24 protein-coding genes and 1 pseudogene are annotated in these 19,233 nt (G+C 70.6%); 7 read left to right on the top strand and 18 right to left on the bottom strand.

Annotated elements, in window-relative coordinates; genetic code table 11:
* Positions 1-33: 33 nt before the first annotated feature.
* The 5 genes from ACIPTO_RS25785 to ACIPTO_RS25765 all read right to left on the bottom strand — a co-directional run bounded on the left by ACIPTO_RS25785 (position 34) and on the right by ACIPTO_RS25765 (position 3,114).
* Positions 34-759: an SRPBCC domain-containing protein gene (locus tag ACIPTO_RS25785; RefSeq protein ID WP_401195937.1), complete on the bottom strand. Its 726-nt coding sequence runs from the start codon at positions 757-759 to the stop codon at positions 34-36.
* A gap of 25 nt (positions 760-784) precedes the next feature.
* A complete protein-coding gene (locus ACIPTO_RS25780) occupies positions 785-1,402 on the bottom strand; it encodes a winged helix-turn-helix domain-containing protein (protein ID WP_366319462.1) in 618 nt (205 codons plus the stop codon).
* 73 nt (positions 1,403-1,475) lie between these two features.
* Entirely contained in the window at positions 1,476-2,180 is a 705-nt protein-coding gene (locus ACIPTO_RS25775; RefSeq protein WP_401195934.1) for an antibiotic biosynthesis monooxygenase, read from the bottom strand.
* Between the two features lie 110 nt (positions 2,181-2,290).
* Complete coding sequence (locus ACIPTO_RS25770; RefSeq protein ID WP_401195932.1) at positions 2,291-2,971, bottom strand: hypothetical protein; 681 nt, start codon at positions 2,969-2,971, stop codon at positions 2,291-2,293.
* Complete coding sequence (locus ACIPTO_RS25765) at positions 2,968-3,114, bottom strand: hypothetical protein (protein ID WP_401195930.1); 147 nt, start codon at positions 3,112-3,114, stop codon at positions 2,968-2,970. The genes ACIPTO_RS25770 and ACIPTO_RS25765 overlap by 4 nt, the downstream gene beginning before the upstream one ends.
* Before the next feature lie 265 nt (positions 3,115-3,379).
* On the opposite strand from ACIPTO_RS25765, the gene dapA reads away from it, so the two are divergent.
* Positions 3,380-4,285, top strand: a complete 906-nt coding sequence (gene dapA / locus ACIPTO_RS25760; protein ID WP_401195927.1) for a 4-hydroxy-tetrahydrodipicolinate synthase — start codon at positions 3,380-3,382, stop codon at positions 4,283-4,285.
* Between the two features lie 54 nt (positions 4,286-4,339).
* A pseudogene (locus ACIPTO_RS25755) lies at positions 4,340-4,636 on the top strand (hypothetical protein); the annotation flags it as partial.
* A gap of 73 nt (positions 4,637-4,709) precedes the next feature.
* Here the strand turns inward: ACIPTO_RS25755 and dapD are convergent.
* The 3 genes from dapD to ACIPTO_RS25740 all read right to left on the bottom strand — a co-directional run bounded on the left by dapD (position 4,710) and on the right by ACIPTO_RS25740 (position 6,743).
* Complete coding sequence (dapD, locus tag ACIPTO_RS25750; protein ID WP_266767487.1) at positions 4,710-5,699, bottom strand: 2,3,4,5-tetrahydropyridine-2,6-dicarboxylate N-succinyltransferase; 990 nt, start codon at positions 5,697-5,699, stop codon at positions 4,710-4,712.
* A 172-nt stretch (positions 5,700-5,871) separates the two neighbouring features.
* Positions 5,872-6,423 (bottom strand): TetR/AcrR family transcriptional regulator, encoded by a 552-nt coding sequence (locus ACIPTO_RS25745; RefSeq protein ID WP_401195924.1) that lies wholly within the window; start codon positions 6,421-6,423, stop codon positions 5,872-5,874.
* Entirely contained in the window at positions 6,423-6,743 is a 321-nt protein-coding gene (locus ACIPTO_RS25740; RefSeq protein WP_352184626.1) for a multidrug efflux SMR transporter, read from the bottom strand. The genes ACIPTO_RS25745 and ACIPTO_RS25740 overlap by 1 nt, the downstream gene beginning before the upstream one ends.
* Before the next feature lie 214 nt (positions 6,744-6,957).
* Here ACIPTO_RS25740 and ACIPTO_RS25735 point away from each other — a divergent pair, with 214 nt between their 5' ends.
* Positions 6,958-7,854: an AbfB domain-containing protein gene (locus ACIPTO_RS25735; RefSeq protein ID WP_401195921.1), complete on the top strand. Its 897-nt coding sequence runs from the start codon at positions 6,958-6,960 to the stop codon at positions 7,852-7,854.
* A 15-nt stretch (positions 7,855-7,869) separates the two neighbouring features.
* Here the strand turns inward: ACIPTO_RS25735 and ACIPTO_RS25730 are convergent, their stop codons facing one another.
* The 9 genes from ACIPTO_RS25730 to ACIPTO_RS25690 form a co-directional block, all read right to left on the bottom strand.
* Positions 7,870-8,034 (bottom strand): hypothetical protein, encoded by a 165-nt coding sequence (locus tag ACIPTO_RS25730; RefSeq protein ID WP_401195919.1) that lies wholly within the window; start codon positions 8,032-8,034, stop codon positions 7,870-7,872.
* Between the two features lie 57 nt (positions 8,035-8,091).
* Complete coding sequence (locus ACIPTO_RS25725) at positions 8,092-8,430, bottom strand: metal-sulfur cluster assembly factor (protein ID WP_019060535.1); 339 nt, start codon at positions 8,428-8,430, stop codon at positions 8,092-8,094.
* A complete protein-coding gene (gene sufU / locus ACIPTO_RS25720; protein ID WP_352111269.1) occupies positions 8,427-8,900 on the bottom strand; it encodes a Fe-S cluster assembly sulfur transfer protein SufU in 474 nt (157 codons plus the stop codon). The genes ACIPTO_RS25725 and sufU overlap by 4 nt, the downstream gene beginning before the upstream one ends.
* Positions 8,901-8,916: 16 nt before the next feature.
* Complete coding sequence (locus ACIPTO_RS25715; protein WP_366319477.1) at positions 8,917-10,173, bottom strand: cysteine desulfurase; 1,257 nt, start codon at positions 10,171-10,173, stop codon at positions 8,917-8,919.
* Complete coding sequence (gene sufC / locus ACIPTO_RS25710; RefSeq protein WP_366319479.1) at positions 10,170-10,934, bottom strand: Fe-S cluster assembly ATPase SufC; 765 nt, start codon at positions 10,932-10,934, stop codon at positions 10,170-10,172. Before sufC ends, ACIPTO_RS25715 begins: the two co-directional genes overlap by 4 nt.
* A gap of 7 nt (positions 10,935-10,941) precedes the next feature.
* Positions 10,942-11,271, bottom strand: coding sequence for a non-heme iron oxygenase ferredoxin subunit (locus ACIPTO_RS25705; RefSeq protein ID WP_366319481.1), 330 nt, complete (start codon positions 11,269-11,271; stop codon positions 10,942-10,944).
* Complete coding sequence (sufD, locus tag ACIPTO_RS25700) at positions 11,271-12,452, bottom strand: Fe-S cluster assembly protein SufD (protein ID WP_401195914.1); 1,182 nt, start codon at positions 12,450-12,452, stop codon at positions 11,271-11,273. Before sufD ends, ACIPTO_RS25705 begins: the two co-directional genes overlap by 1 nt.
* Positions 12,453-12,514: 62 nt before the next feature.
* Positions 12,515-13,939 (bottom strand): Fe-S cluster assembly protein SufB, encoded by a 1,425-nt coding sequence (gene sufB / locus ACIPTO_RS25695; protein ID WP_366319485.1) that lies wholly within the window; start codon positions 13,937-13,939, stop codon positions 12,515-12,517.
* Positions 13,936-14,658, bottom strand: a complete 723-nt coding sequence (locus ACIPTO_RS25690) for a metalloregulator ArsR/SmtB family transcription factor (RefSeq protein WP_366319487.1) — start codon at positions 14,656-14,658, stop codon at positions 13,936-13,938. The genes sufB and ACIPTO_RS25690 overlap by 4 nt, the downstream gene beginning before the upstream one ends.
* 160 nt (positions 14,659-14,818) lie before the next feature.
* Between ACIPTO_RS25690 and ACIPTO_RS25685 the strand changes: the two genes are divergently transcribed.
* The 4 genes from ACIPTO_RS25685 (at position 14,819) to ACIPTO_RS25670 (ending at position 18,451) form a co-directional block, all read left to right on the top strand.
* A complete protein-coding gene (locus ACIPTO_RS25685; protein WP_401195910.1) occupies positions 14,819-15,673 on the top strand; it encodes an aminoglycoside N(3)-acetyltransferase in 855 nt (284 codons plus the stop codon).
* Positions 15,674-15,683: 10 nt separating this feature from the next.
* A complete protein-coding gene (locus ACIPTO_RS25680; RefSeq protein WP_401195907.1) occupies positions 15,684-16,607 on the top strand; it encodes an ABC transporter ATP-binding protein in 924 nt (307 codons plus the stop codon).
* Positions 16,604-17,371 (top strand): ABC transporter permease, encoded by a 768-nt coding sequence (locus ACIPTO_RS25675; RefSeq protein WP_401195905.1) that lies wholly within the window; start codon positions 16,604-16,606, stop codon positions 17,369-17,371. Before ACIPTO_RS25680 ends, ACIPTO_RS25675 begins: the two co-directional genes overlap by 4 nt.
* Positions 17,372-17,440: 69 nt before the next feature.
* Positions 17,441-18,451, top strand: a complete 1,011-nt coding sequence (locus tag ACIPTO_RS25670) for a COX15/CtaA family protein (protein WP_366319495.1) — start codon at positions 17,441-17,443, stop codon at positions 18,449-18,451.
* A gap of 22 nt (positions 18,452-18,473) precedes the next feature.
* Here the strand turns inward: ACIPTO_RS25670 and ACIPTO_RS25665 are convergent, their stop codons facing one another.
* Positions 18,474-19,223, bottom strand: coding sequence for a nucleotidyltransferase domain-containing protein (locus ACIPTO_RS25665; protein WP_401195902.1), 750 nt, complete (start codon positions 19,221-19,223; stop codon positions 18,474-18,476).
* Positions 19,224-19,233: the final 10 nt, after the last annotated feature.

The following is a 19,233-nucleotide window of genomic DNA, read 5'->3' as shown; positions in this document are numbered from 1 at the left end:
TGGGTGGACGGGGTCTCGCAGCACCGCACCAGGTCAGGCGAAGACCCCGTCCAGCCAGTCCTGCCAGGCGAGTTCGTTCGTCCTGGCGTCGGCGTCCGCCGCGAAGTCGTGGACGCTGACGCCGACGGGGGCGCCCCAGTGGTTGCGCCCGAAGAACCGGATCAGCGCGCTGTCGGTGCGCAGTCCGATGAAGTACGGGTCGCGGAAGTCGACCACGGCGTCCAGGAGTTGCCCCGCAGGACCGTGTGCCCGCACCCGCGCCCCCGCGGAGACGTCGGCCGCGAGACCGAGCGCCCGGGCCGCGACCTCCAGTGCGCCGGGGGCCGTTGAGGCACCGGGCCCGTTGAGCGTGGCGAACGCGACCGGGCGGCCCGCGAAGTGCGTGACGTACTCGCGCAGGGTGTGCAGGTAGAACGCGTTGTGCTTGCTCGCGCCGTCGAACTGGTTGTCCCAGTCGTCGGTGAAGATCCCGCTGTGCACGTACCGCACCCAGGCGCGCCTGCCGCCGTCGCGGGACTCGATGGTCTCGTCGATCTGGTTGAGGCTCTGGGTCGGGAACCCGACGTCCTCGGTACGGGCGGTGAGCCGGTGCGGCGGGTCGAAGTTCGTGAGGGTCGACCCGAAGGGCCCGACCCGCTTCTCCCCGTCGAACTCCATCGGCCACAGCCACCCGCCGGTGCCGGAGGTGACGGCGTCCCACATCTCGTCCGGCGTGGCGTCGACTTCGAACTCGTAGACGATCTCGAATTCCTTGGACATGGCTGGCTCCTGTGTACTGCCGGTGCTACTGGTTCGACTGGTCCAGTTCCGGGGCGGGCGGTGTCTTGAGGGTGGGGTGGACGGCGATGACGATCCGGTGGTCGCGGCCCTCTTCGGACTCTCCCGCGTCGTACTTGCGGATGAGGGCGCTCACCCCGGCGGTCAGTTCCTGGATGAACGCGGCGCGGTCGGCGGCGGACGCGAAGCGCACCTCGCCGTCGAGCGCGTAGGTGGCCAGCCGCTTGTGTGCCCTGGCCGCGCCGGTGATCAGCGAGCCGACGTCCCGCACCAGCCGGGCGCCGAGCGCCAGCAGCCAGCGCGCGGAGAGCTGGTCGCGGAACCGGTCCGGGTCCGGCTGCACGGCGGCGAGCGCGAGCGGCGAGATGACGTACGACGCGGCGGTCGCCCGCATCAGCCGCTCGGTGACGTTGCCCTTGCGCCGCTCGTCGGCCAGTTCGACCAGGCCGTGCCGCTCCAGCGCCTTGAGGTGGTAGTTCACCTTCTGCCGGGGCAGTCCGACCTTGCCGGCCAGCATGGTGGCCGACGCGGGTCCCGCCGCCAGCTCGGCGAGCAGCCTGGCCCTTGTGGGGTCAAGCGAGACGGCTGCGGCCTCGGGGTCCTCGATCACGGTGACGTCCAGCATGCGTCCACCGTCTCACCGAACACTTTTTTTGTCCAGGCGGGTGCGATTGTCGGTGCCGGTGGGCTTCCGCGAGTCAGCCGGGGAGGAGGCCGAGGGCGTGGTCGTAGCGGCTGACGGTGCTGCTCTTCAGGCCGGGCCAGGTCTGGACGCGCTCCCAGAGGGCGGTGGCGGAACCGATGCCGTCGCCGGGGGCCGCGAGGGCGTCGAGGTGGGACTGAGCGCTGTCCCACTCGGCGTAGTTGAGGACGCGGGTGCCGTCGGTGGAGACGTGGAAGTGGGCGGAGATGCCGCCGGGGTGCGGGGCGGGATCGTCGGCGAGGGCCTCGAACACGGCGTCCACCCAGGCGTGCTGGCGGGCGGGGTCGGGCCCGTCGAACTCGACGTCGACGACCACGACACATCCCGGGGTACGGCCCGCCCGGTCCGCCGGGCCGCCGCTGCGGTAGCGGCGGCAGCGGGTGAGGCCGAGGCGTTCGATGTGCGGTACGGCGGTGTCGATCTCGTCGGCGCGCTCCTGGCGGCGGGTCCTGGCGAAGGCCTCGTAGGCGGGCTCGGCCGTCCACTGCGCGTAGTGCAGCAGGGTGGAGGAGTCGTGGCCGGTGTAGACGTGGTAGCCGAGGAGGCCGTCGGCGGGCCAGGGGCGGCGCTCCCAGGCGACCGCGACCGCCTCGACGGACCGCTGTTGCCGCAACGGGGTGCCGACGCGCCAGGTGCTGAAGAAGGGGGCGCCGACGCGGGGATCGGCGAGGTCGGGATGGGAGTGGGTACGGCGGGTCATGCGGGCCTCCGATGGCCGGTACGGGTGTGCGTCACCGACCAGCCTCCAACCTCGACCGAACCTGAGGTCAAGGCCGCCCGCCGCCCTCTCCCGCCACGGCCGCTTCCCGCCTACGGCTGCTTCCCGCCCCCTTCCAGCCGGGCCAACCGGCTCTGGAACCAGTCGAGGCGGGCCTGCAACAGGGCCGCCTCCGCGACGAGTTCGGGCACGCCGAGCCCCTCCGGGAGACCAGGGCCGGCGGTCGGCCCGTGCGCGCCGCTCCCCGCCACCACCCGCAGTCCGTCCCCGGCCAGCCGGGCGAACACGGCGAGCGCGACGGAGGTGCGGCCACGCACGCAGCCCGGGCACGCGGCGGCCAGGGCGCGCCAACCGGGCCTGCCCCAGCCCGCGTCGGCGAGCGCGACGGCCCGCTCCCCGCAGGCACACGGGCCGACCGTGGCGGTGCGGACGCGCTGGCGGGCGTAGCGGAAGCCGAGTTCGAAGCGGATGTAGGCGCCGAGCACGGTGATGTCGAGGAGGACCGCCGCGCGATGCTCCTCCATGCACAACAGGGCCTCCGCGGCGGCCCGTTCGTGCACACAGTGGAAGCCGCAGTCGCAGCGCCGCGCGGGCGAACGGTGGCGGCGGCCGTAGACGCAGGACGCGTCGGCCACGACTCCGTACGGCAGCGCGCCGCCCAGCGACACACCGGTGAACCCGGCCCGGGTGCCGTCCTGGGACAGCACCGGGTGGGCGATCTTGAATCCGGTCGGCGGCTCCGTCGGACGTTCCTCGGGGAGCCGCAGCCTCATCGGGCGGCCGGGACCTCTTCGCGCGCCGCCGGTTCCGCGGTCTCCGTCAACTCGCCGATCTCCTCAGGGAGTTCGGACTCGCCGTGCTGGATCCGCGGCCGCTCCTCGGCAACTCCGGTGGCCAGTGCCTTGCCGAGCTTCATGACGCCTCCCGTGACCAGGGGTGGATCGACTTCCCACGTCGGTGACCTTCCTGCCCATGGTGACCCATGAAGGGGCCAATTGGACATAGGGCCTTGGGTGCGGGGTCTTGGGCGTGAGGCCTTCAGGCAGGGCGCGCGTCGGCGGTCACGCCGGGATCGCCGCACGCCGTGCCCCACCGCCGTCCGCGATTCCGCAGCATCCCTTATCGATATCACGTAGAAGAATTAAGTGGAGCTTCACGGTCGCACTGCCGAGACTACTCCCATGACGAACCCGGTCACCTCCGCCCCACGGCCCTTCGGCCGCGCCCTGTGCGCCATGGTCACCCCCTTCACCGAGGCGGGCGCGCTCGACCTCCCCGGGGCTCAACTCCTCGCCGCGCGGCTGGTGTCGGAGGGATGTGACGGGCTGGTGCTGTCCGGGACGACCGGGGAGTCGCCGACGACGTCGGACGCGGAGAAGGCGGCGCTCGTCACGGCCGTACGAGAAACCGTCGGGGACGGGGTGCCGCTCGTCTCGGGGGTGGGTACGTCCGACACCCGGCACACCGTCGAACTCGCCCGACAGGCCGAACAGGCGGGCGCGGACGGAGTACTGGTGGTCTCGCCGTACTACAGCAGGCCCCCGCAGGACGCCCTTGAGGCGCACTTCCGCGAGGTCGCCGACGCCTCGGGACTGCCGCTGATGCTCTACGACATCCCTGGCCGCACCGGCACCCGTATCGAACCGGAGACCTTGATCCGGCTCGCCGAACACCCCAGGATCGTCGCGGTCAAGGACTGCTCCTACGACTTCCTCGGCACCCAGAAGGTGCTGGGCCGCACGGACTTGGCGTACTACGCGGGCTGCGACGAGCACATCCTCGCGCTGTACGCGGTGGGCGCGGCGGGGTACGTGAGCACGGTCGCGAACGTCGTCCCGGCCCGGCCCCGGTCGGTCCTGGACGCGTTCGAGGCGGGCGACACCCACGTCGCCGCCCGTCTCCAGCAACGCGCCACGCCGCTCGTCGAGTTGATGATGGCGGCGGGGCTGCCCGGCACCGTGACGGCCAAGGCGCTCCTCAACTCACTGGGCCTGCCCGGGGGTTCGGTCCGGGCACCGCTGCGGGCCGCGGGCCGGGACGCGGTCGACGGGTTGGTGGCGGCGTACGAGGAGTTCATCACCGGATGACCGCGAGGGCCCCGAGTCGCCCCCGCCCGGCCGCTCCCCTACGGTGACCGCATGAGTCGCCGCCCCCTACAGGTCTGGCTGAACCCCTCGCACGGCCCCGCGCTGCTCCGGCTCGGGTACGACCTGTGCTGGGCGACCACGTGGATGGACACCGCGAACGAGTGGATCGCCCCGGCCATCGGCCTGCCCCGGCTGCCGTACGTCGACTTCGGTGACCGGCTGTTCGTCGAGCGGCCCGACGGGGTGCACTGGAAGACGGAGGCGATCGCGCACCACGTGAATCCCCGACTCGGCCTGCGCGAGGGGGACTTCGCGGTGCTGGCGGAGTTCGCGGCAGCCGTAGGAACCTGACTGTCCGACCCCTCACACGGGTCGAGCGCCCTCCCGGTGACCGGGAAGGCGCTCGACTCATGTGCGGGTCACGCTAGTTGTGGCTGTGCAGGATCTCGTTCAGGCCGCCCCAGACCGCGTTGTTCGGGCGGGCCTCCACCGTGCCGGTGACCGAGTTGCGGCGGAAGAGGATGTTGGAGGCGCCGGAGAGTTCGCGGGCCTTGACGATCTGGCCGTCGGGCATCGTGACGCGGGTGCCGGCGGTGACGTAGAGGCCGGCCTCGACGACGCACTCGTCGCCGAGCGCGATCCCGACGCCCGCCTCCGCGCCGACCAGGCAGCGCTCGCCGATGGTGATACGGACGTTGCCGCCACCGGACAGCGTGCCCATCGTGGACGCGCCGCCGCCGATGTCCGAACCGTCGCCGACCACGACACCGGCGGAGATCCGGCCCTCGACCATCGACGTGCCGAGCGTGCCCGCGTTGAAGTTGACGAAGCCCTCGTGCATGACCGTCGTGCCCTCGGCGAGGTGCGCGCCGAGCCGGACCCGGTCGGCGTCGGCGATGCGGACGCCCTTCGGGGCCACGTAGTCCGTCATGCGCGGGAACTTGTCGACCGAGGTCACCTGGAGGTGCAGGCCCTCGGCGCGCGCGTTCAGCCGCACCTTCTCGACGTCGTCCACGGCGACCGGGCCGAGCGAGGTCCAGGCGACGTTGGCGAGGAAGCCGAACATGCCGTCCAGGCTCTGGCCGTGCGGCTTGACCAGGCGGTGCGAGAGGAGGTGCAGGCGGAGGTAGACGTCGTGCGCGTCGAGCGGCTTGTCGTCGAGGGAGGCGATGACCGTACGGACCGCGATCACCTCGACGCCCCGGCGGGCGTCCGGGCCGAGCGCCTTCGCCGCACCGTCACCGAGCAGCTCCACGGCACGCTCGGCGGACAGCCGCTCCGTACCGGCGGGCCCGGGTTCGGCGGACAGTTCGGGCGCGGGGAACCAGGTGTCGAGTACGGTCCCGTCGGCGGCGACGGTGGCGAGCCCGGCGGCAACGGCGCCGGTGGTGCGAGGTGCGGTCGTGTCGGTCATGAGGGAAACCTAACCTGGCGGGGGCGGCGGGGACCAACTCACCGACGGGACGTCTCAGAGAACGACACGGAAGGGCTCCGCCGGAGGCCGGCGCACCCGGTGGGACGGCTCGGGCAGGCCCTGTCGACGTCGGGGACGCCACGGACGCCGAAGAACGGACACCGCCCCCGCGTCACTCCCCCGCCGCCCCCGGAATCACCCGCCCCAACACCTCCCGCGCGTACGCCTCGTCGTACGCCGCGTCCGTCAACAGCACCTGTAGACAGATCCCGTCCATCAGCGCGACGAGTGCCCGCGCGGTGACCGGGTCCGTGCGCCGGGAGAGTCGTTCGGCGAGGTCGCGGGCCCACTCGGCGGCGACCGGGCGCAGGGCGGGGCGGCGGAGGGCCGCGAGGTACAGCTCGTACTCGAGCTCCACACCCGTGCGGTCGCCCGCGAGCCACTCCCCCATCCAGCCCGCCAACTCCGCCGCCAGGTCGGTGCGTTGGTCCTCCAGGCCGCCGCGTCCCGCGATCACCTTGGCGAAGCCCTCGTTGGCCTGGCGCAGGGCCGCGACCATCAGTTCGTCGAGGGTCGCGAAGTGGTACGTCGTGGAGCCGAGCGGCACATCGGCCTCGGCGGCGACGGAACGGTGGCTGAGTCCGGCGAGGCCCTTCTCCCCGACCACCCGGATCGCCGCGTCGATGATCCGCTGCCGCCGCTCGGGGTCGTAGCGCCGGGCCATCAGTGCGCCCCGCCCAGGTTGAGCAGGACGACCCCGACGATGATCAGCGCGATCCCGGCGGCCTTCGCCAGGGTCATCCCCTCGCCCAGGAACACCGTCCCGATGGCCACGATCGCGGCGGTGCCCAGGCCCGCCCAGATCGCGTAGGCCGTGCCCACCGACATGGACTTCAGCGTCTGTGCGAGCAGCGCGAAGGAGAGCACGTATCCGAGGACCGTGAGAACCGAGGGCCAGAGCCGGCTGAAGCCGTGGCTGAACTTCATGGCGGTGGTACCGCCCACCTCCGCGGCGATCGCCGTGAGGAGCATCAGAAATGCCATGTGTACGAGTGTACATAACGGCGTCGGCGCGGAGCACCCCCGAGCGGGACTCCCCAACACCGGGCGCGCACACGGGAATCTCGTAGAAACCGCTCACTGAAACGGCTGCTCCCACTCCCCTCGCTCCACTACTGTTTCACCGTTCACATACCTGTCACACACCTGGCTTTCACGGTCTCGGCCGTCGCCATGGGCGCCGCTGGAGGAACAGCGCATGCCAGACAGCACGTCCCAGCCCCCTTCCCCGGAGCACACCCCCTGGGAGAACGGCTGGAACCCCGACACCACCCGGGCCCCCGGAACCCGCCGGCTCTGGCTGGCCGGTGCGCTCGCCCTCACCACGATCGTCGTGTGCGTGACGGCGATCGTCGTGACGGACAAGCACCGCGACGACGCGCCCCGCACGAAGCGGGCGGACTCGACGTCGCCGGACGGCGCGGACGGTCCCGGACTGCTCTCGTTCGCCTCCCCGTCGAAGCAGGGCGCGCCGACGCCGGACAAGCACGCACCGGCGTCCGCGACGGCATCGGGCCCCACGGCGTCGACCGCCGCTTCGGAACACGGCGCGACGCCGTCCGCGAAGACGCCCGCACCGCCCAAGTCGACGTCCACGCACGGGAGTTCAGCGGGATCGTCCGGTTCCGGGACCGGATCCGGATCCGGTCCCGGGTCCTCCGGCTCCTCGTCCTCCACCACCCGGACGTCAGTGCGCTCGGTCAACTACCCGGACCGCTACTGGCAGGTGAGCGGCGACTTCGTCAAGCTCAACCCGGCCACCTCCGCCGGGGCCCGCAGCGCCTCCACCTTCACCCTGGTCAAGGGCCTTGCGAACAGCTCCTGTTACTCCTTCACCACGTCCTCCGGGGCCTACCTCCGCCACCGCGACTTCGTCCTCCGCGACGAACGCGACGACGGCTCCGCCCTCTTCAAGCAGGACGCCACCTTCTGCCCCCGCAGCTCGTCGTACTCGGGCGCGGTGATGCTGGAGTCGGTGAACTACCCCGGCCGCTACCTCCGCCACCAGAACTTCCAGCTCAAGCTGGACGTCTACCAGAACAGCCCGCAGTACCGGTCGGACTCGGCGTTCCGGCTGGTGGGCGCGCTCGGCTGAGCGGGGCGCGCTCGGTCAGCGGGGCGTGTCACGAAAGGCGGTCAGCGAGGTCTTGGGCCGCAGGACGCGGCACCCGTTGCCCTCGGGATCGGCGAGCACGACCCGGCCCACGGCCCTGAAACGGGCGAGCCCGGGAAGGTCGTGCGCGTCGACGGCGATGTGACGCAGAGAAACGGCCATACCCGAGGGTATGGCCGTTTCCGGTGTGACGGCGGGCTGGACGTCCGCCCGGACGGATCAGACGTTGAAGCCCAGCGCCCGCAGCTGGTCGCGGCCGTCGTCCGTGATCTTGTCGGGGCCCCACGGCGGCATCCAGACCCAGTTGATGCGGAGCTCGTTGACGAGGCCGTCCGTGGCGGACTTGGCCTGGTCCTCGATGACGTCCGTCAGCGGGCAGGCCGCCGAGGTCAGGGTCATGTCGATGGTCGCGATGTTGGCGTCGTCGATGTGGACGCCGTAGATCAGACCGAGGTTGACGACGTCGATGCCCAGCTCCGGGTCGACCACGTCGAGGAGGGCCTCGCGGACCTCCTCCTCGGAGGCGGGCTTGATCTCCATGGTCTCGGTGTCGCTCATGCCGTCTTCCTTTCCGCGTCGGCGTCGGCTCCGCCCAGGGCCTGGGCCGTCGCGTCCTTCCACGCCATCCAGCTGAGGAGGGCGCACTTCACCCGTGCCGGGTACTTGGAGACACCGGCGAACGCGATCGCGTCCTCCAGCACCTCCTCCATCGCGTCGTCGGGCTCGATCCTGCCCTTGGACTGCATCAGCTCCAGGAAGGTCTCCTGGATCTTCTGCGCGTCGGAGAGTTCCTTGCCGACGAGGAGGTCGTTCAGTACGGAGGCCGACGCCTGGCTGATCGAGCAGCCCTGGCCCTCGTAGGAGATGTCCGTGATCTGCTCGCCGTCGTACTTCACGCGCAACGTGATCTCGTCGCCGCACGTCGGGTTGACGTGGTGCACCTCGGCGTCGCCATCCCGCAAGCCCCGGCCGTGCGGGTGCTTGTAGTGGTCCAGGATGACTTCCTGGTACATCGAATCAAGCTTCACGATTCCAGCCAGCCCCTCAGCCGAAGAAGTTCCGTACGTGCTCCAAGCCGTCGACCAGTGCGTCGATCTCGGCCGGCGTGGAGTACAGATAGAACGACGCTCGCGTGGTCGCAGGAATTCCGTAGCGCAGGCAGACCGGGCGGGCGCAGTGGTGGCCGACCCGGACCGCGATGCCTTCCTCGTCCAGCACCTGGCCCACGTCGTGCGGGTGGATGTCACCCAGCGTGAAGGAGATCGCCGCGCCCCGGTCCTCGGCCGTGGTGGGGCCGATGATCCGCAGGTCGGGAACCTCGCCGAGGCGCTTCACGGCGTACTCGGTCAGCGCGTGCTCATGGGCGAGGATCTTGTCCATGCCGATCGAGGACAGGTAGTCGATCGCCGCGCCGAGGCCCACCGCCTGGGCGATCGGCGGGGTACCCGCCTCGAACTTGTGCGGTGCGGGCGCGTACGTCGACGAGTGCATCGACACGGTCTCGATCATCTCGCCGCCGCCGAGGAACGGAGGCAGGTCCTCCAGGAGTTCCTGGCGGCCCCACAGCACGCCGATGCCCGTCGGGCCGCACATCTTGTGGCCGGTGAAGGCCACGAAGTCGGCCTGGAGGGCCTGCACGTCCAGCGGCATGTGCGGCGCGGCCTGCGAGGCGTCGATCAGGACCAGGGCCCCGACCTCCTGCGCGCGGCGCACGATCTTCTCGACCGGGTTGACGGTGCCGAGGATGTTGGAGACCAGCACGAAGGAGACGATCTTCGTCTTCTCGGTGATGACCTCCTCTATGTTCGACAGGTCCAGCCGGCCGTCGTCGGTGAGACCGAACCACTTCAGCTTCGCGCCCGTGCGCTGCGAGAGCAGCTGCCACGGCACGATGTTGGAGTGGTGCTCCATCTCCGTGATGACGATCTCTGTCTCGTGGTCCACGCGGTAGGGCTCGTCGGCCCAGCCCAGCATGTTCGCGACGAGGTTGAGCGACTCGGAGGCGTTCTTGGTGAAGATCACCTCGTCGCGGGAGGGCGCGTTGATGAACGCGGCGACCTTGTCCCGCGCGCCCTCGTACAGTGCCGTGGCCTCCTCGGCGAGCACATGCACACCGCGGTGGACGTTGGCGTTGTACTGCTCGTAGTAACCACTGAGGGCGTCCAGCACCTGGCGCGGCTTCTGCGAGGTCGCCGCGTTGTCCAGGTACACGAGCTTCCGGCCGTCGTGGACCGTGCGGTCCAGGATGGGGAAGTCCTTGCGGATCGCCTCGGTGTCGAGGAGGCCCGGCAGTTGCGTCACGCGGATGCGCCACCCTTCACGTACTTGTCGTAGCCCTCGGCCTCGAGCTGGTCGGCGAGTTCCGGGCCGCCGGACTCCGCGATACGGCCGTTCGCGAACACGTGCACGTGGTCGGGCTTGATGTAGCGCAGGATGCGCGTGTAGTGGGTGATCAGCAGGGTGCCGACCTCGCCGGTCTCGCGGACGCGGTTGACGCCCTCGGAGACGACGCGCAGGGCGTCGACGTCCAGGCCGGAGTCCGTCTCGTCCAGGATCGCGATCTTCGGCTTGAGCAGCTCCAGCTGAAGGATCTCGTGGCGCTTCTTCTCACCGCCGGAGAAGCCCTCGTTGACGTTGCGCTCGGCGAAGGAGGGGTCCATGGAGAGGCGCTCCATGGTCTCCTTGACCTCCTTCACCCAGGTGCGCAGCTTGGGGGCCTCGCCGCGGACGGCGGTGGCAGAGGTGCGCAGGAAGTTGGAGACGGAGACACCGGGGACCTCGACCGGGTACTGCATCGCGAGGAAGAGGCCGGCGCGGGCGCGCTCGTCGACGGACATCTCCAGGACGTCCTCGCCGTCGAGGGTGACGGTGCCGCCGGTGATCGTGTACTTGGGGTGACCCGCGAGCGAGTAGGCGAGCGTCGACTTGCCGGAGCCGTTCGGGCCCATGATGGCGTGGGTCTCGCCCTGCTTCACGGTGAGGTCGACGCCCTTGAGGATCTCCTTCGTGGCGTTGTCGGCCTCGACGGTGACGTGCAGGTCGTGGATTTCAAGCGTTGCCATGGGTTCCTCAGGACTCCTGGGTGAGGGAGGCGCCTACGTCGACGAGGACGCTGCCTCCTTCGATCTTTACGGGGTAAACGGGTACGGGGCGCGTGGCGGGGAGGCCGGACGGCTTGCCGGTGCGCAGGTCGAACGCGGAGCCGTGCAGCCAGCACTCGATCTGGCAGTCCTCCACCTCGCCCTCGGAGAGCGAGACGTTCGCATGCGAGCAGATGTCGTTGATCGCGAACACCTCCCCCTCGGTCCTCACGACCGAGACCGGCGTGCCGTCGAGCTCCACCCGCTTCGGGGTGTCGTCCTCCAGCTCGCCGAGGTCACAGGCGCGTACGAAGGTCATCAGACCGACGCCTCCAGCTCCGCGTCGATCTTCTCGAGCAGCCGCTCCTCGATGTCGGTGACACCGATCTGCTGGACGAGCTCGGCGAAGAAGCCGCGGACGACCAGACGGCGGGCGTCGTCGGCGGGGATGCCGCGCGCCATCAGGTAGAAGAGCTGCTCGTCGTCGAAGCGGCCGGTCGCGGAGGCGTGGCCGGCGCCGACGATCTCGCCGGTCTCGATCTCCAGGTTCGGCACGGAGTCGACCCGGGCGCCGTCGGTCAGCACGAGGTTGCGGTTCATCTCGTACGTGTCGGTGCCCTCGGCGGCGGCCTCGATGAGGACGTCACCGATCCACACCGCGTGGGCGCCCTCGCCCTGCAGCGCGCCCTTGTACATGACGTTGGACTTGCAGTGCGGGGTGTTGTGGTCGACCAGCAGGCGGTGCTCCTGGTGCTGGCCCGCGTCCGTGAAGTACAGGCCGAACAGCTCGGCGTCGCCGCCGGGTCCGGCGTAGGCCACGCGCGGGTGCAGCCGTACGACATCGCCGCCGAAGGTGACGACGAACGACTTGAAGGTGGCGTCCCGGCCGATCAGGGCGTTGTGCTGGCCGATGTGCACGGCCTTGTCGTCCCAGTCCTGGACGGAGACGACGGTGAGCTTGGCGCCGTCGCCGAGGACGTAGTCGACGTTGGCGGCGAGGACCGCGTCACCGGTGTGGTCGATGACGACGACGGCCTCGGCGAAGGCTCCCAGCTCGATGACCTGGTGGCCGTAGGCGACACCGCCCTCGCCGTGCACGACGATGCGGATCGGCTCGGTGAGGACCGTCTCCTTGGGGACGGTCACGACCGAGGCCTTCTCGAAGGACGAGTAGGCCTGCGCGGCCACGCGGTCCACCGGGGTGCCCGCCTTGCCGAGCCGCGCGTCGTCACGGCCGACGGTCTCCACGGTGACCCCCTCGGGGGTGCCGATGGCGACCTTCACGCCCTCGCCGGTGGCGGTCGCGGTGCCGTCGTGCAGCCCGCGCAGGCGCTCCAGCGGGGTGAACCGCCACTCCTCCTCGCGGCCGTGGGGGACCGGGAAGTCCGCCACGTCGAAGGACGGGGGCGCGCTCATGCGCGTGGCGACGGTCGACTCGGCGGCAACGGCCACCGCGCCGGCGGTGGTGGACCCCACCGGAATACTCTGAGCCTCAGCCATGGCTGTCGGTCTGCTCTCTTTCCTGCGTCAGAATTCGCTGGCTACGTGCGGAAGGACCGGTCTTAGCCGACCGAGCCCTCCATCTGCAGCTCGATCAGCCGGTTGAGTTCGAGGGCGTACTCCATCGGCAGTTCCTTGGCGATCGGCTCGACGAAGCCGCGCACGATCATCGCCATCGCCTCGAACTCGGTCAGACCGCGGCTCATCAGGTAGAAGAGCTGGTCCTCGGAGACCTTGGAGACGGTCGCCTCGTGGCCCATGGACACGTCGTCCTCGCGGACGTCCACGTACGGGTAGGTGTCCGAGCGGGAGATGGTGTCGACGAGCAGCGCGTCGCACAGCACGTTCGACTTGGAGCCGTGGGCGCCCTCGCCGATCTCGACGAGACCGCGGTAGGAGGTCCGGCCGCCGCCGCGCGCCACCGACTTGGAGACGATGTTGGACGACGTGTTCGGCGCCATGTGGACCATCTTGGAGCCGGCGTCCTGGTGCTGGCCCTCGCCCGCGAAGGCGATGGAGAGGGTCTCGCCCTTGGCGTGCTCGCCCATCAGGTAGACGGCCGGGTACTTCATCGTCACCTTGGAGCCGATGTTGCCGTCGATCCACTCCATGGTCGCGCCCTCGTACGCCACGGCGCGCTTGGTGACCAGGTTGTAGACGTTGTTCGACCAGTTCTGGATGGTCGTGTAGCGGCAGCGGGCGCCCTTCTTCACGATGATCTCGACCACCGCGGAGTGCAGGGAGTCCGACTTGTAGATCGGCGCCGTGCAGCCCTCGACGTAGTGGACGTAGGCGTCCTCGTCGACGATGATCAGCGTCCGCTCGAACTGGCCCATGTTCTCCGTGTTGATGCGGAAGTAGGCCTGGAGCGGGATCTCGACGTGCACGCCCTTGGGGACGTAGATGAAGGAGCCGCCGGACCACACGGCCGTGTTGAGCGACGCGAACTTGTTGTCGCCGACCGGGATGACGGTGCCGAAGTACTCCTTGAAGAGCTCCGGGTGCTCCTTCAGCGCGGTGTCGGTGTCGAGGAAGATGACGCCCTGCTCCTCCAGGTCCTCACGGATCTGGTGGTAGACGACCTCCGACTCGTACTGCGCGGCGACACCGGCGACGAGGCGCTGCTTCTCCGCCTCGGGGATGCCGAGCTTGTCGTACGTGTTCTTGATGTCCTCGGGCAGGTCCTCCCAGGACTCCGCCTGCTTCTCCGTGGAGCGCACGAAGTACTTGATGTTGTCGAAGTCGATGCCGGAGAGGTCGGAGCCCCAGTTCGGCATGGGCTTCTTCTCGAACAGGCGCAGGCCCTTGAGACGGAGCTTGGTCATCCACTCCGGCTCGTTCTTCTTGGCGGAGATGTCCCGGACGACGTCCTCGTTGATGCCGCGCTTCGCGGAGGCACCGGCCACGTCGGAGTCGGCCCAGCCGTATTCGTAGGTGCCCAGACCCTCGAGCTCGGGGTGGGCGGTCTCCTCGATGGGGAGCGTCATGCGGGGTTCCTCCCGGCGTTACGTACAGATGTGTCAGCTGCGTTCTTGGAAATCTTCGGGATAAACGTGGTGCACACGCCGTCGCCGTGGGCGATGGTGGCCAGTCGCTGGACATGGGTGCCGAGCAGCTGGGAGAAGAGTTCCGTCTCCGCGTCGCACAGTTGCGGGAACTGCTCGGCGACATGGGCGACCGGGCAGTGGTGCTGGCAGAGCTGCTCACCGACCGGTGCGCTGCGCGCCGTAGCAGCGTACCCGTCCGCGCTCAGGGCCTTGGCCAGCGCTTCCGCGCGGTTCTCGGGGGCCACGGCCTCGACGGCCTTGCGGTAGGCGATGGCCTGGGCGGCCATGCGGTCGCGGGCGAAGGCGATGATCGCCTCGTCCCCGCCGCCGTGCGCGGCGATCCAGCGCAGGGCGTCCGCGGCGAGCTTGTCGTAGGACTGGTCGAAGGCGTCCCGGCCGCAGTCGGTCAGGGCGAACACCTTCGCGGGGCGGCCGCGCGTGCGCGCTCCGTAGACCCGCTGCTCACGTGCTTCCACGACGTCGTCGGCGACGAGTGCGTCGAGATGACGGCGTACGGCGGCCTGGGTCAGCCCCAGCCGGCCCGCGAGGTCGGCCACGGTCGACGGGCCGTGGTCCAGGATGGAGCGCGCGACACGGTTGCGGGTGGACCGCTCACCGGTCGCGAGTTCCTCCTGCGGAGCCTCGCCAACGTTTTTCACAACGCCATTGTTGCGTAATTCCTCAGAGGCAGGCAACCCGCGCCCGGCGGATGAACGGTGCGCTGCGTCACTTAGGTAAACCTAATCTGACCTGCGAAAACGATCTTTGATCGATCAATCCACTGGCCCCCGCACCCCCCTTACGGGAGACTCCTCGACCATGCCCGCACCCTCCTCACCCCCTCCCACCGGCCCACTTGTCACCCGGGACACAGTCGCCGCACAACTGCGCGCCCTCGGCGTACGCCCCGGCGAGACCCTCCTCGCGCACACCTCCCTCAGCTCCCTCGGATGGGTCTGCGGAGGCGCCGTGTCGCTCGTCCACGGAGTCCTCGACGCCCTCGGACCGGACGGCACCCTGGTCGTCCCCACCCAGACCGGCGACCTCTCCGACCCGGCCCACTGGGCGAACCCGCCGGTCCCCCAGGAGTGGTGGGACACCATCCGCGCCTCCATGCCGCCCTACGACCCCCTCGTCACGCCCTCGCGCGGCGTCGGCGTGGTCCCCGAGACCGTCCGCACCTGGCCCGGCGCCGAGCGCTCCGCGCACCCGCAGACGTCCTTCGCGGCGGTCGGCGCGCGGGCGGCCGAGGTCGTCGCCGGGCACGCGACCGACTGCCGGCTCGGCGAGCGCAGCCCGCTGGCCCGCCTGGAGGCCCTCCACGCGCGCGTGCTGCTGCTCGGCGCGGGCTACGACACCTGCACGAGCTTCCACCTCGCCGAGTACCGCATACCCTCGCCGCTGGTCCGGGTCGGCCGCCCCGGACCGGACGGCTGGGAGACGGTCACCGAGGTGTCGATCTCCTCGGACCGCTTCGACGAACTGGGCCACGACTTCGAACGGGACCGTCCCGCCGGCCACCCGGTCCTCCGCGGCACGGTGGGCGCGGCCGACGCACGCCTGTTCCCGGTGGCGGACGCCGTGGCCTACGCCGAACGGTGGCTGGCGCTGCACCGTTCCCGTGAGGAGGAGATCCCGGCACCCGCCCGCCTGCGGCGCGGGCCGCGTACCTAGACTCGGGCCCATGCGAAGTGAGCCCGTGATCCAGGTCCAGGCCCTGGTGAAGCGGTACGGCACGAAGACCGCGGTGGACGGCCTCGACCTGGTGGCCGGTTCCGGAGTCACCGCGGTGCTCGGACCCAACGGGGCGGGCAAGACGACCACGGTCGAGACCTGCGAGGGGTACCGGAGGCCGGACGCCGGCACGGTGCGCGTCCTGGGCCTCGACCCGGTGCGCGAGTCCGCGGCGCTGCGCCCCAGAATCGGCGTGATGCTCCAGTCCGGCGGCGTCTACTCGGGCGCCCGCGCCGACGAGATGCTCCGCCACGTCGCCAAACTGCACGCACACCCGCTCGACGTGGACGCGCTCATCGAGCGCCTGGGTCTGGGCGGGTGCGGGCGCACCACGTACCGCCGGCTGTCCGGCGGCCAGCAGCAGCGCCTCGCGCTCGCGATGGCCGTCGTGGGCCGCCCCGAACTGGTCTTCCTGGACGAGCCGACGGCCGGCCTCGACCCGCAGGCCCGCCGCGCCACCTGGGACCTCGTCAGGGACCTCCGCGGGGACGGCGTCTCGGTCGTCCTCACGACCCACCACATGGACGAGGCCGAGCAGCTCGCCGACGACGTGGCGATCATCGACGCAGGCAAGGTCATCGCGCAGGGCTCCCCCGAGGAGCTGTGCCGCGGCGGCGCCGAGAACACCCTCCGCTTCTCCGGCCGCCCCGGCCTCGACGTGGGCTCCCTGCTGAAGGCCCTGCCGTCCGACTCCACGGCCGCCGAACTGACCCCGGGCTCCTACCGCGTCGGCGGCAAGGTCGACCCGCAGCTGCTCGCCACGGTCACCTCCTGGTGCGCGCAGCACGGCGTGATGCCGGAGAAGATCTCGGTCGAACGGCACACCCTGGAGGACGTTTTTCTCGAGCTGACCGGCAAGGAGCTGCGCTCATGACCACGGCGACCTACGCGCCCGCACCGGGAGCGGCCCCGCTCCCCCGCATGATCGCGGCACAGGCGGCCCTGGAGACGAAGATGCTCCTCCGGAACGGCGAGCAGCTCCTGCTCACCGTGGTCATCCCGACCCTCCTCCTGGTCCTGTTCAGCTCGGTGGACATCGTCGACACCGGCAAGGGCAGGTCCGTCGACTTCCTCACGCCCGGCATCCTGGCCCTCGCCGTGATGTCGACGGCGTTCACCGGCCAGGCCATCGCGACGGGCTTCGAGCGCCGCTACGGCGTCCTGAAGCGCCTCGCGTCCTCCCCGCTGCCCCGCTGGGGTCTGATGACCGCGAAGACGGTCTCGGTGCTGGTCACGGAGATCCTCCAGATCGTCCTGCTGACGGCGATCGCCTTCGCGCTGGGCTGGTCCCCGCACGGCAACCCCCTCGCGGTGCTCCTGCTCCTGGTCCTCGGCACGGCGGCCTTCTCGGGCCTCGGCCTGCTGATGGCGGGCACCCTGAAGGCGGAGGCCACGCTCGCCGCCGCGAACCTCGTGTTCCTGCTGCTGCTGGTCGGCGGCGGGGTCATCGTGCCGATGGACAAGTACCCGTCGGGGGTGCAGGACGTCCTGGGCCTGCTGCCCATCTCGGCGCTGTCGGACGGCCTGCGGGACGTGCTCCAGCACGGGGCAGGGACGCCCTGGGGCGACCTGGGCATCCTGGGCGTGTGGGCGGTCGCCGGGCTGGCGGCGGCCGGGGCGTTCTTCCGGTGGGAGTAGCCGGGCCCGGGGTCCCTCGCGAGAGCCCCGGGGGACCCTCGTGAACGCGTGCACAAGCACCCCCCTACGATGGTCCCCGTGCCAAACGTGACCCGCGCCGACGTCGTAGCCGCCGCGCGCAACCCCCTCGCCTTCATCGCCGCACGCTGGACCCCGGATCCCCGGACGGTGCGGCGGGCCGCCCTCGCCGCGCTCGTCATGTCGGTGGTCATCGTGGTCACCGGCGGTGCCGTGCGGCTCACGGGATCGGGGCTCGGCTGCCCGACCTGGCCCAAGTGCACGGACGACTCGCTCACCACGACCAGCGCGATGGGCTTCCACGGAGCCATCGAGTTCGGCAACCGCATGCTGACGTACGTGCTGTGCGCGGCCGTCGGCTGGGCGATCATCGCGGCCCGCTCGGAGAAGCCGTACCGGCGCGCCCTGACCCGGCTGGGCTGGGCGCAGTTCTGGATCGTGATGAGCAACGCGGTCCTCGGCGGCATCGTGGTGCTCGTCGGCCTCAACCCCTACACGGTCGCGGCCCACTTCCTGCTCTCCTCGGCGCTGATCGCGGTGGCCACGCTGATGTGGCGGCGCAGCGGCGAGGGCGACGCGGAGCCCAAGCCGCTGGTCGGCAAGGCCGTGCAGCAACTGGTGTGGTTCCTGGTCACCGCCTCCGTGCTGCTGATCGCGGTCGGTACGGTCGTCACCGGCGCGGGCCCGCACGCGGGCGACTCCAAGGAGGTCGACCGCATCCCGATCGACTGGGAGACGGTCGCCAAGCTGCACGCGGTGCTCGCCTGGATCGTGGTCACGCTGACGTTCGCCCTGTGGTTCGTCCTCAAGGCGGTCGACGCCCCGAAGGGCCCCCTGGACCGCACCCGCGACCTGTTCCTGATCCTGCTCTCCCAGGGCGTCATCGGGTACGTCCAGTACTTCACGAACCTCCCCGAGGCCCTGGTCGCCCTCCACATGCTGGGCTCGTGCCTGGTGTGGATCGGCGTGCTGCGGGTGCTGCTGTCGCTCCGCGAGCGGCCGGAGGTCGTCGCCGGCCTGCCGGGCCCGTCGGTGGAACAGTCGCTCCCCACGCGCGCGTGAGGCGTCACCCGCGACGGTCGGCTCACCCGTAGCGCGTCACCAGGTCGTCGATCGCCGGGCCCAGATAGGCCCGGGTCAGCTCCGCCCTGCGGTGGAGCCAGTCGTCCTCCACGGGGGCGGCGGACGGCACCGTGTCGTCGTAACGCCTCCGTACGACGTCCGCGACGACCTCTCCCGGGGCGCCCAGCGCGGGCAGCAGGTCGAGGGCCTCGCGCTTGGTGATCAGGCGGCCGTCCCTGCGGGTGACCGTCGCGCGGGCGAAGGTGGTCAGGCCCACGTCGACCCAGACGTCCTGGAGCCAGAGCTGCGGCTTGTCGACGGCCGGCCGCCAGAACTCCCGCTGGTCGCGTACGACGAACTCGGCCAGGTCCTGGTCCGTCACCTCGGGGAGCAGGTCCTTCGGGGAGCCGCCGTGCAGCACCCGCCCGAACACGTGCAGTTCACGCCGGGTGACGGGGGTGACGGGCCGGCGGGTGACGTGGTCGTGGGCCCAGGTGAGGTGGCGTTGATTCGGCGCGTCCTGGGTGCCGGGCGCAAGGTAGCTGCAGTGCAGCCGGACGGCGAGGGGGTCGGTGCGCAGGCCGCGGTGCAGGGCGACGAGGCTGCGGGCGGTGCTCGGCTTGAGGGGGTGGTCCAGGATGGCTATCAGGTCCAGGTCGCTGCGCCCCTCCTGGTAGTCGCCCCCGGCGAGCGAACCGTGGGCCCACACGGCGAGGGGGTCCAGCGGGGCCAGTTCGTTCAGGAAGCGGTCGAGCAGGGCGTCGGTCGGCATGGGCCCAGTC

It is taken from the genome of Streptomyces sp. NPDC090083, from assembly GCF_044747445.1.
Lineage (GTDB): Bacteria > Actinomycetota > Actinomycetes > Streptomycetales > Streptomycetaceae > Streptomyces.
This window is presented reverse-complemented; position numbering and strand designations above follow the sequence as displayed.

What these genes read in the sequence shown, in the direction of transcription:
- ACIPTO_RS25785 (WP_401195937.1), bottom strand. Translation starts at nt 759, where the DNA reads ATGTCCAAGGAATTCGAGATCGTCTACGAGTTCGAAGTCGACGCCACG.
- ACIPTO_RS25780 (WP_366319462.1), bottom strand. Translation starts at nt 1,402, where the DNA reads ATGCTGGACGTCACCGTGATCGAGGACCCCGAGGCCGCAGCCGTCTCG.
- ACIPTO_RS25775 (WP_401195934.1), bottom strand. Translation starts at nt 2,180, where the DNA reads ATGACCCGCCGTACCCACTCCCATCCCGACCTCGCCGATCCCCGCGTC.
- ACIPTO_RS25770 (WP_401195932.1), bottom strand. Translation starts at nt 2,971, where the DNA reads ATGAGGCTGCGGCTCCCCGAGGAACGTCCGACGGAGCCGCCGACCGGA.
- ACIPTO_RS25765 (WP_401195930.1), bottom strand. Translation starts at nt 3,114, where the DNA reads ATGAAGCTCGGCAAGGCACTGGCCACCGGAGTTGCCGAGGAGCGGCCG.
- dapA (WP_401195927.1), top strand. Translation starts at nt 3,380, where the DNA reads ATGACGAACCCGGTCACCTCCGCCCCACGGCCCTTCGGCCGCGCCCTG.
- dapD (WP_266767487.1), bottom strand. Translation starts at nt 5,699, where the DNA reads ATGACCGACACGACCGCACCTCGCACCACCGGCGCCGTTGCCGCCGGG.
- ACIPTO_RS25745 (WP_401195924.1), bottom strand. Translation starts at nt 6,423, where the DNA reads ATGGCCCGGCGCTACGACCCCGAGCGGCGGCAGCGGATCATCGACGCG.
- ACIPTO_RS25740 (WP_352184626.1), bottom strand. Translation starts at nt 6,743, where the DNA reads ATGGCATTTCTGATGCTCCTCACGGCGATCGCCGCGGAGGTGGGCGGT.
- ACIPTO_RS25735 (WP_401195921.1), top strand. Translation starts at nt 6,958, where the DNA reads ATGCCAGACAGCACGTCCCAGCCCCCTTCCCCGGAGCACACCCCCTGG.
- ACIPTO_RS25730 (WP_401195919.1), bottom strand. Translation starts at nt 8,034, where the DNA reads ATGGCCGTTTCTCTGCGTCACATCGCCGTCGACGCGCACGACCTTCCC.
- ACIPTO_RS25725 (WP_019060535.1), bottom strand. Translation starts at nt 8,430, where the DNA reads ATGAGCGACACCGAGACCATGGAGATCAAGCCCGCCTCCGAGGAGGAG.
- sufC (WP_366319479.1), bottom strand. Translation starts at nt 10,934, where the DNA reads ATGGCAACGCTTGAAATCCACGACCTGCACGTCACCGTCGAGGCCGAC.
- ACIPTO_RS25705 (WP_366319481.1), bottom strand. Translation starts at nt 11,271, where the DNA reads ATGACCTTCGTACGCGCCTGTGACCTCGGCGAGCTGGAGGACGACACC.
- sufD (WP_401195914.1), bottom strand. Translation starts at nt 12,452, where the DNA reads ATGGCTGAGGCTCAGAGTATTCCGGTGGGGTCCACCACCGCCGGCGCG.
- sufB (WP_366319485.1), bottom strand. Translation starts at nt 13,939, where the DNA reads ATGACGCTCCCCATCGAGGAGACCGCCCACCCCGAGCTCGAGGGTCTG.
- ACIPTO_RS25685 (WP_401195910.1), top strand. Translation starts at nt 14,819, where the DNA reads ATGCCCGCACCCTCCTCACCCCCTCCCACCGGCCCACTTGTCACCCGG.
- ACIPTO_RS25680 (WP_401195907.1), top strand. Translation starts at nt 15,684, where the DNA reads ATGCGAAGTGAGCCCGTGATCCAGGTCCAGGCCCTGGTGAAGCGGTAC.
- ACIPTO_RS25675 (WP_401195905.1), top strand. Translation starts at nt 16,604, where the DNA reads ATGACCACGGCGACCTACGCGCCCGCACCGGGAGCGGCCCCGCTCCCC.
- ACIPTO_RS25670 (WP_366319495.1), top strand. Translation starts at nt 17,441, where the DNA reads ATGGTCCCCGTGCCAAACGTGACCCGCGCCGACGTCGTAGCCGCCGCG.
- ACIPTO_RS25665 (WP_401195902.1), bottom strand. Translation starts at nt 19,223, where the DNA reads ATGCCGACCGACGCCCTGCTCGACCGCTTCCTGAACGAACTGGCCCCG.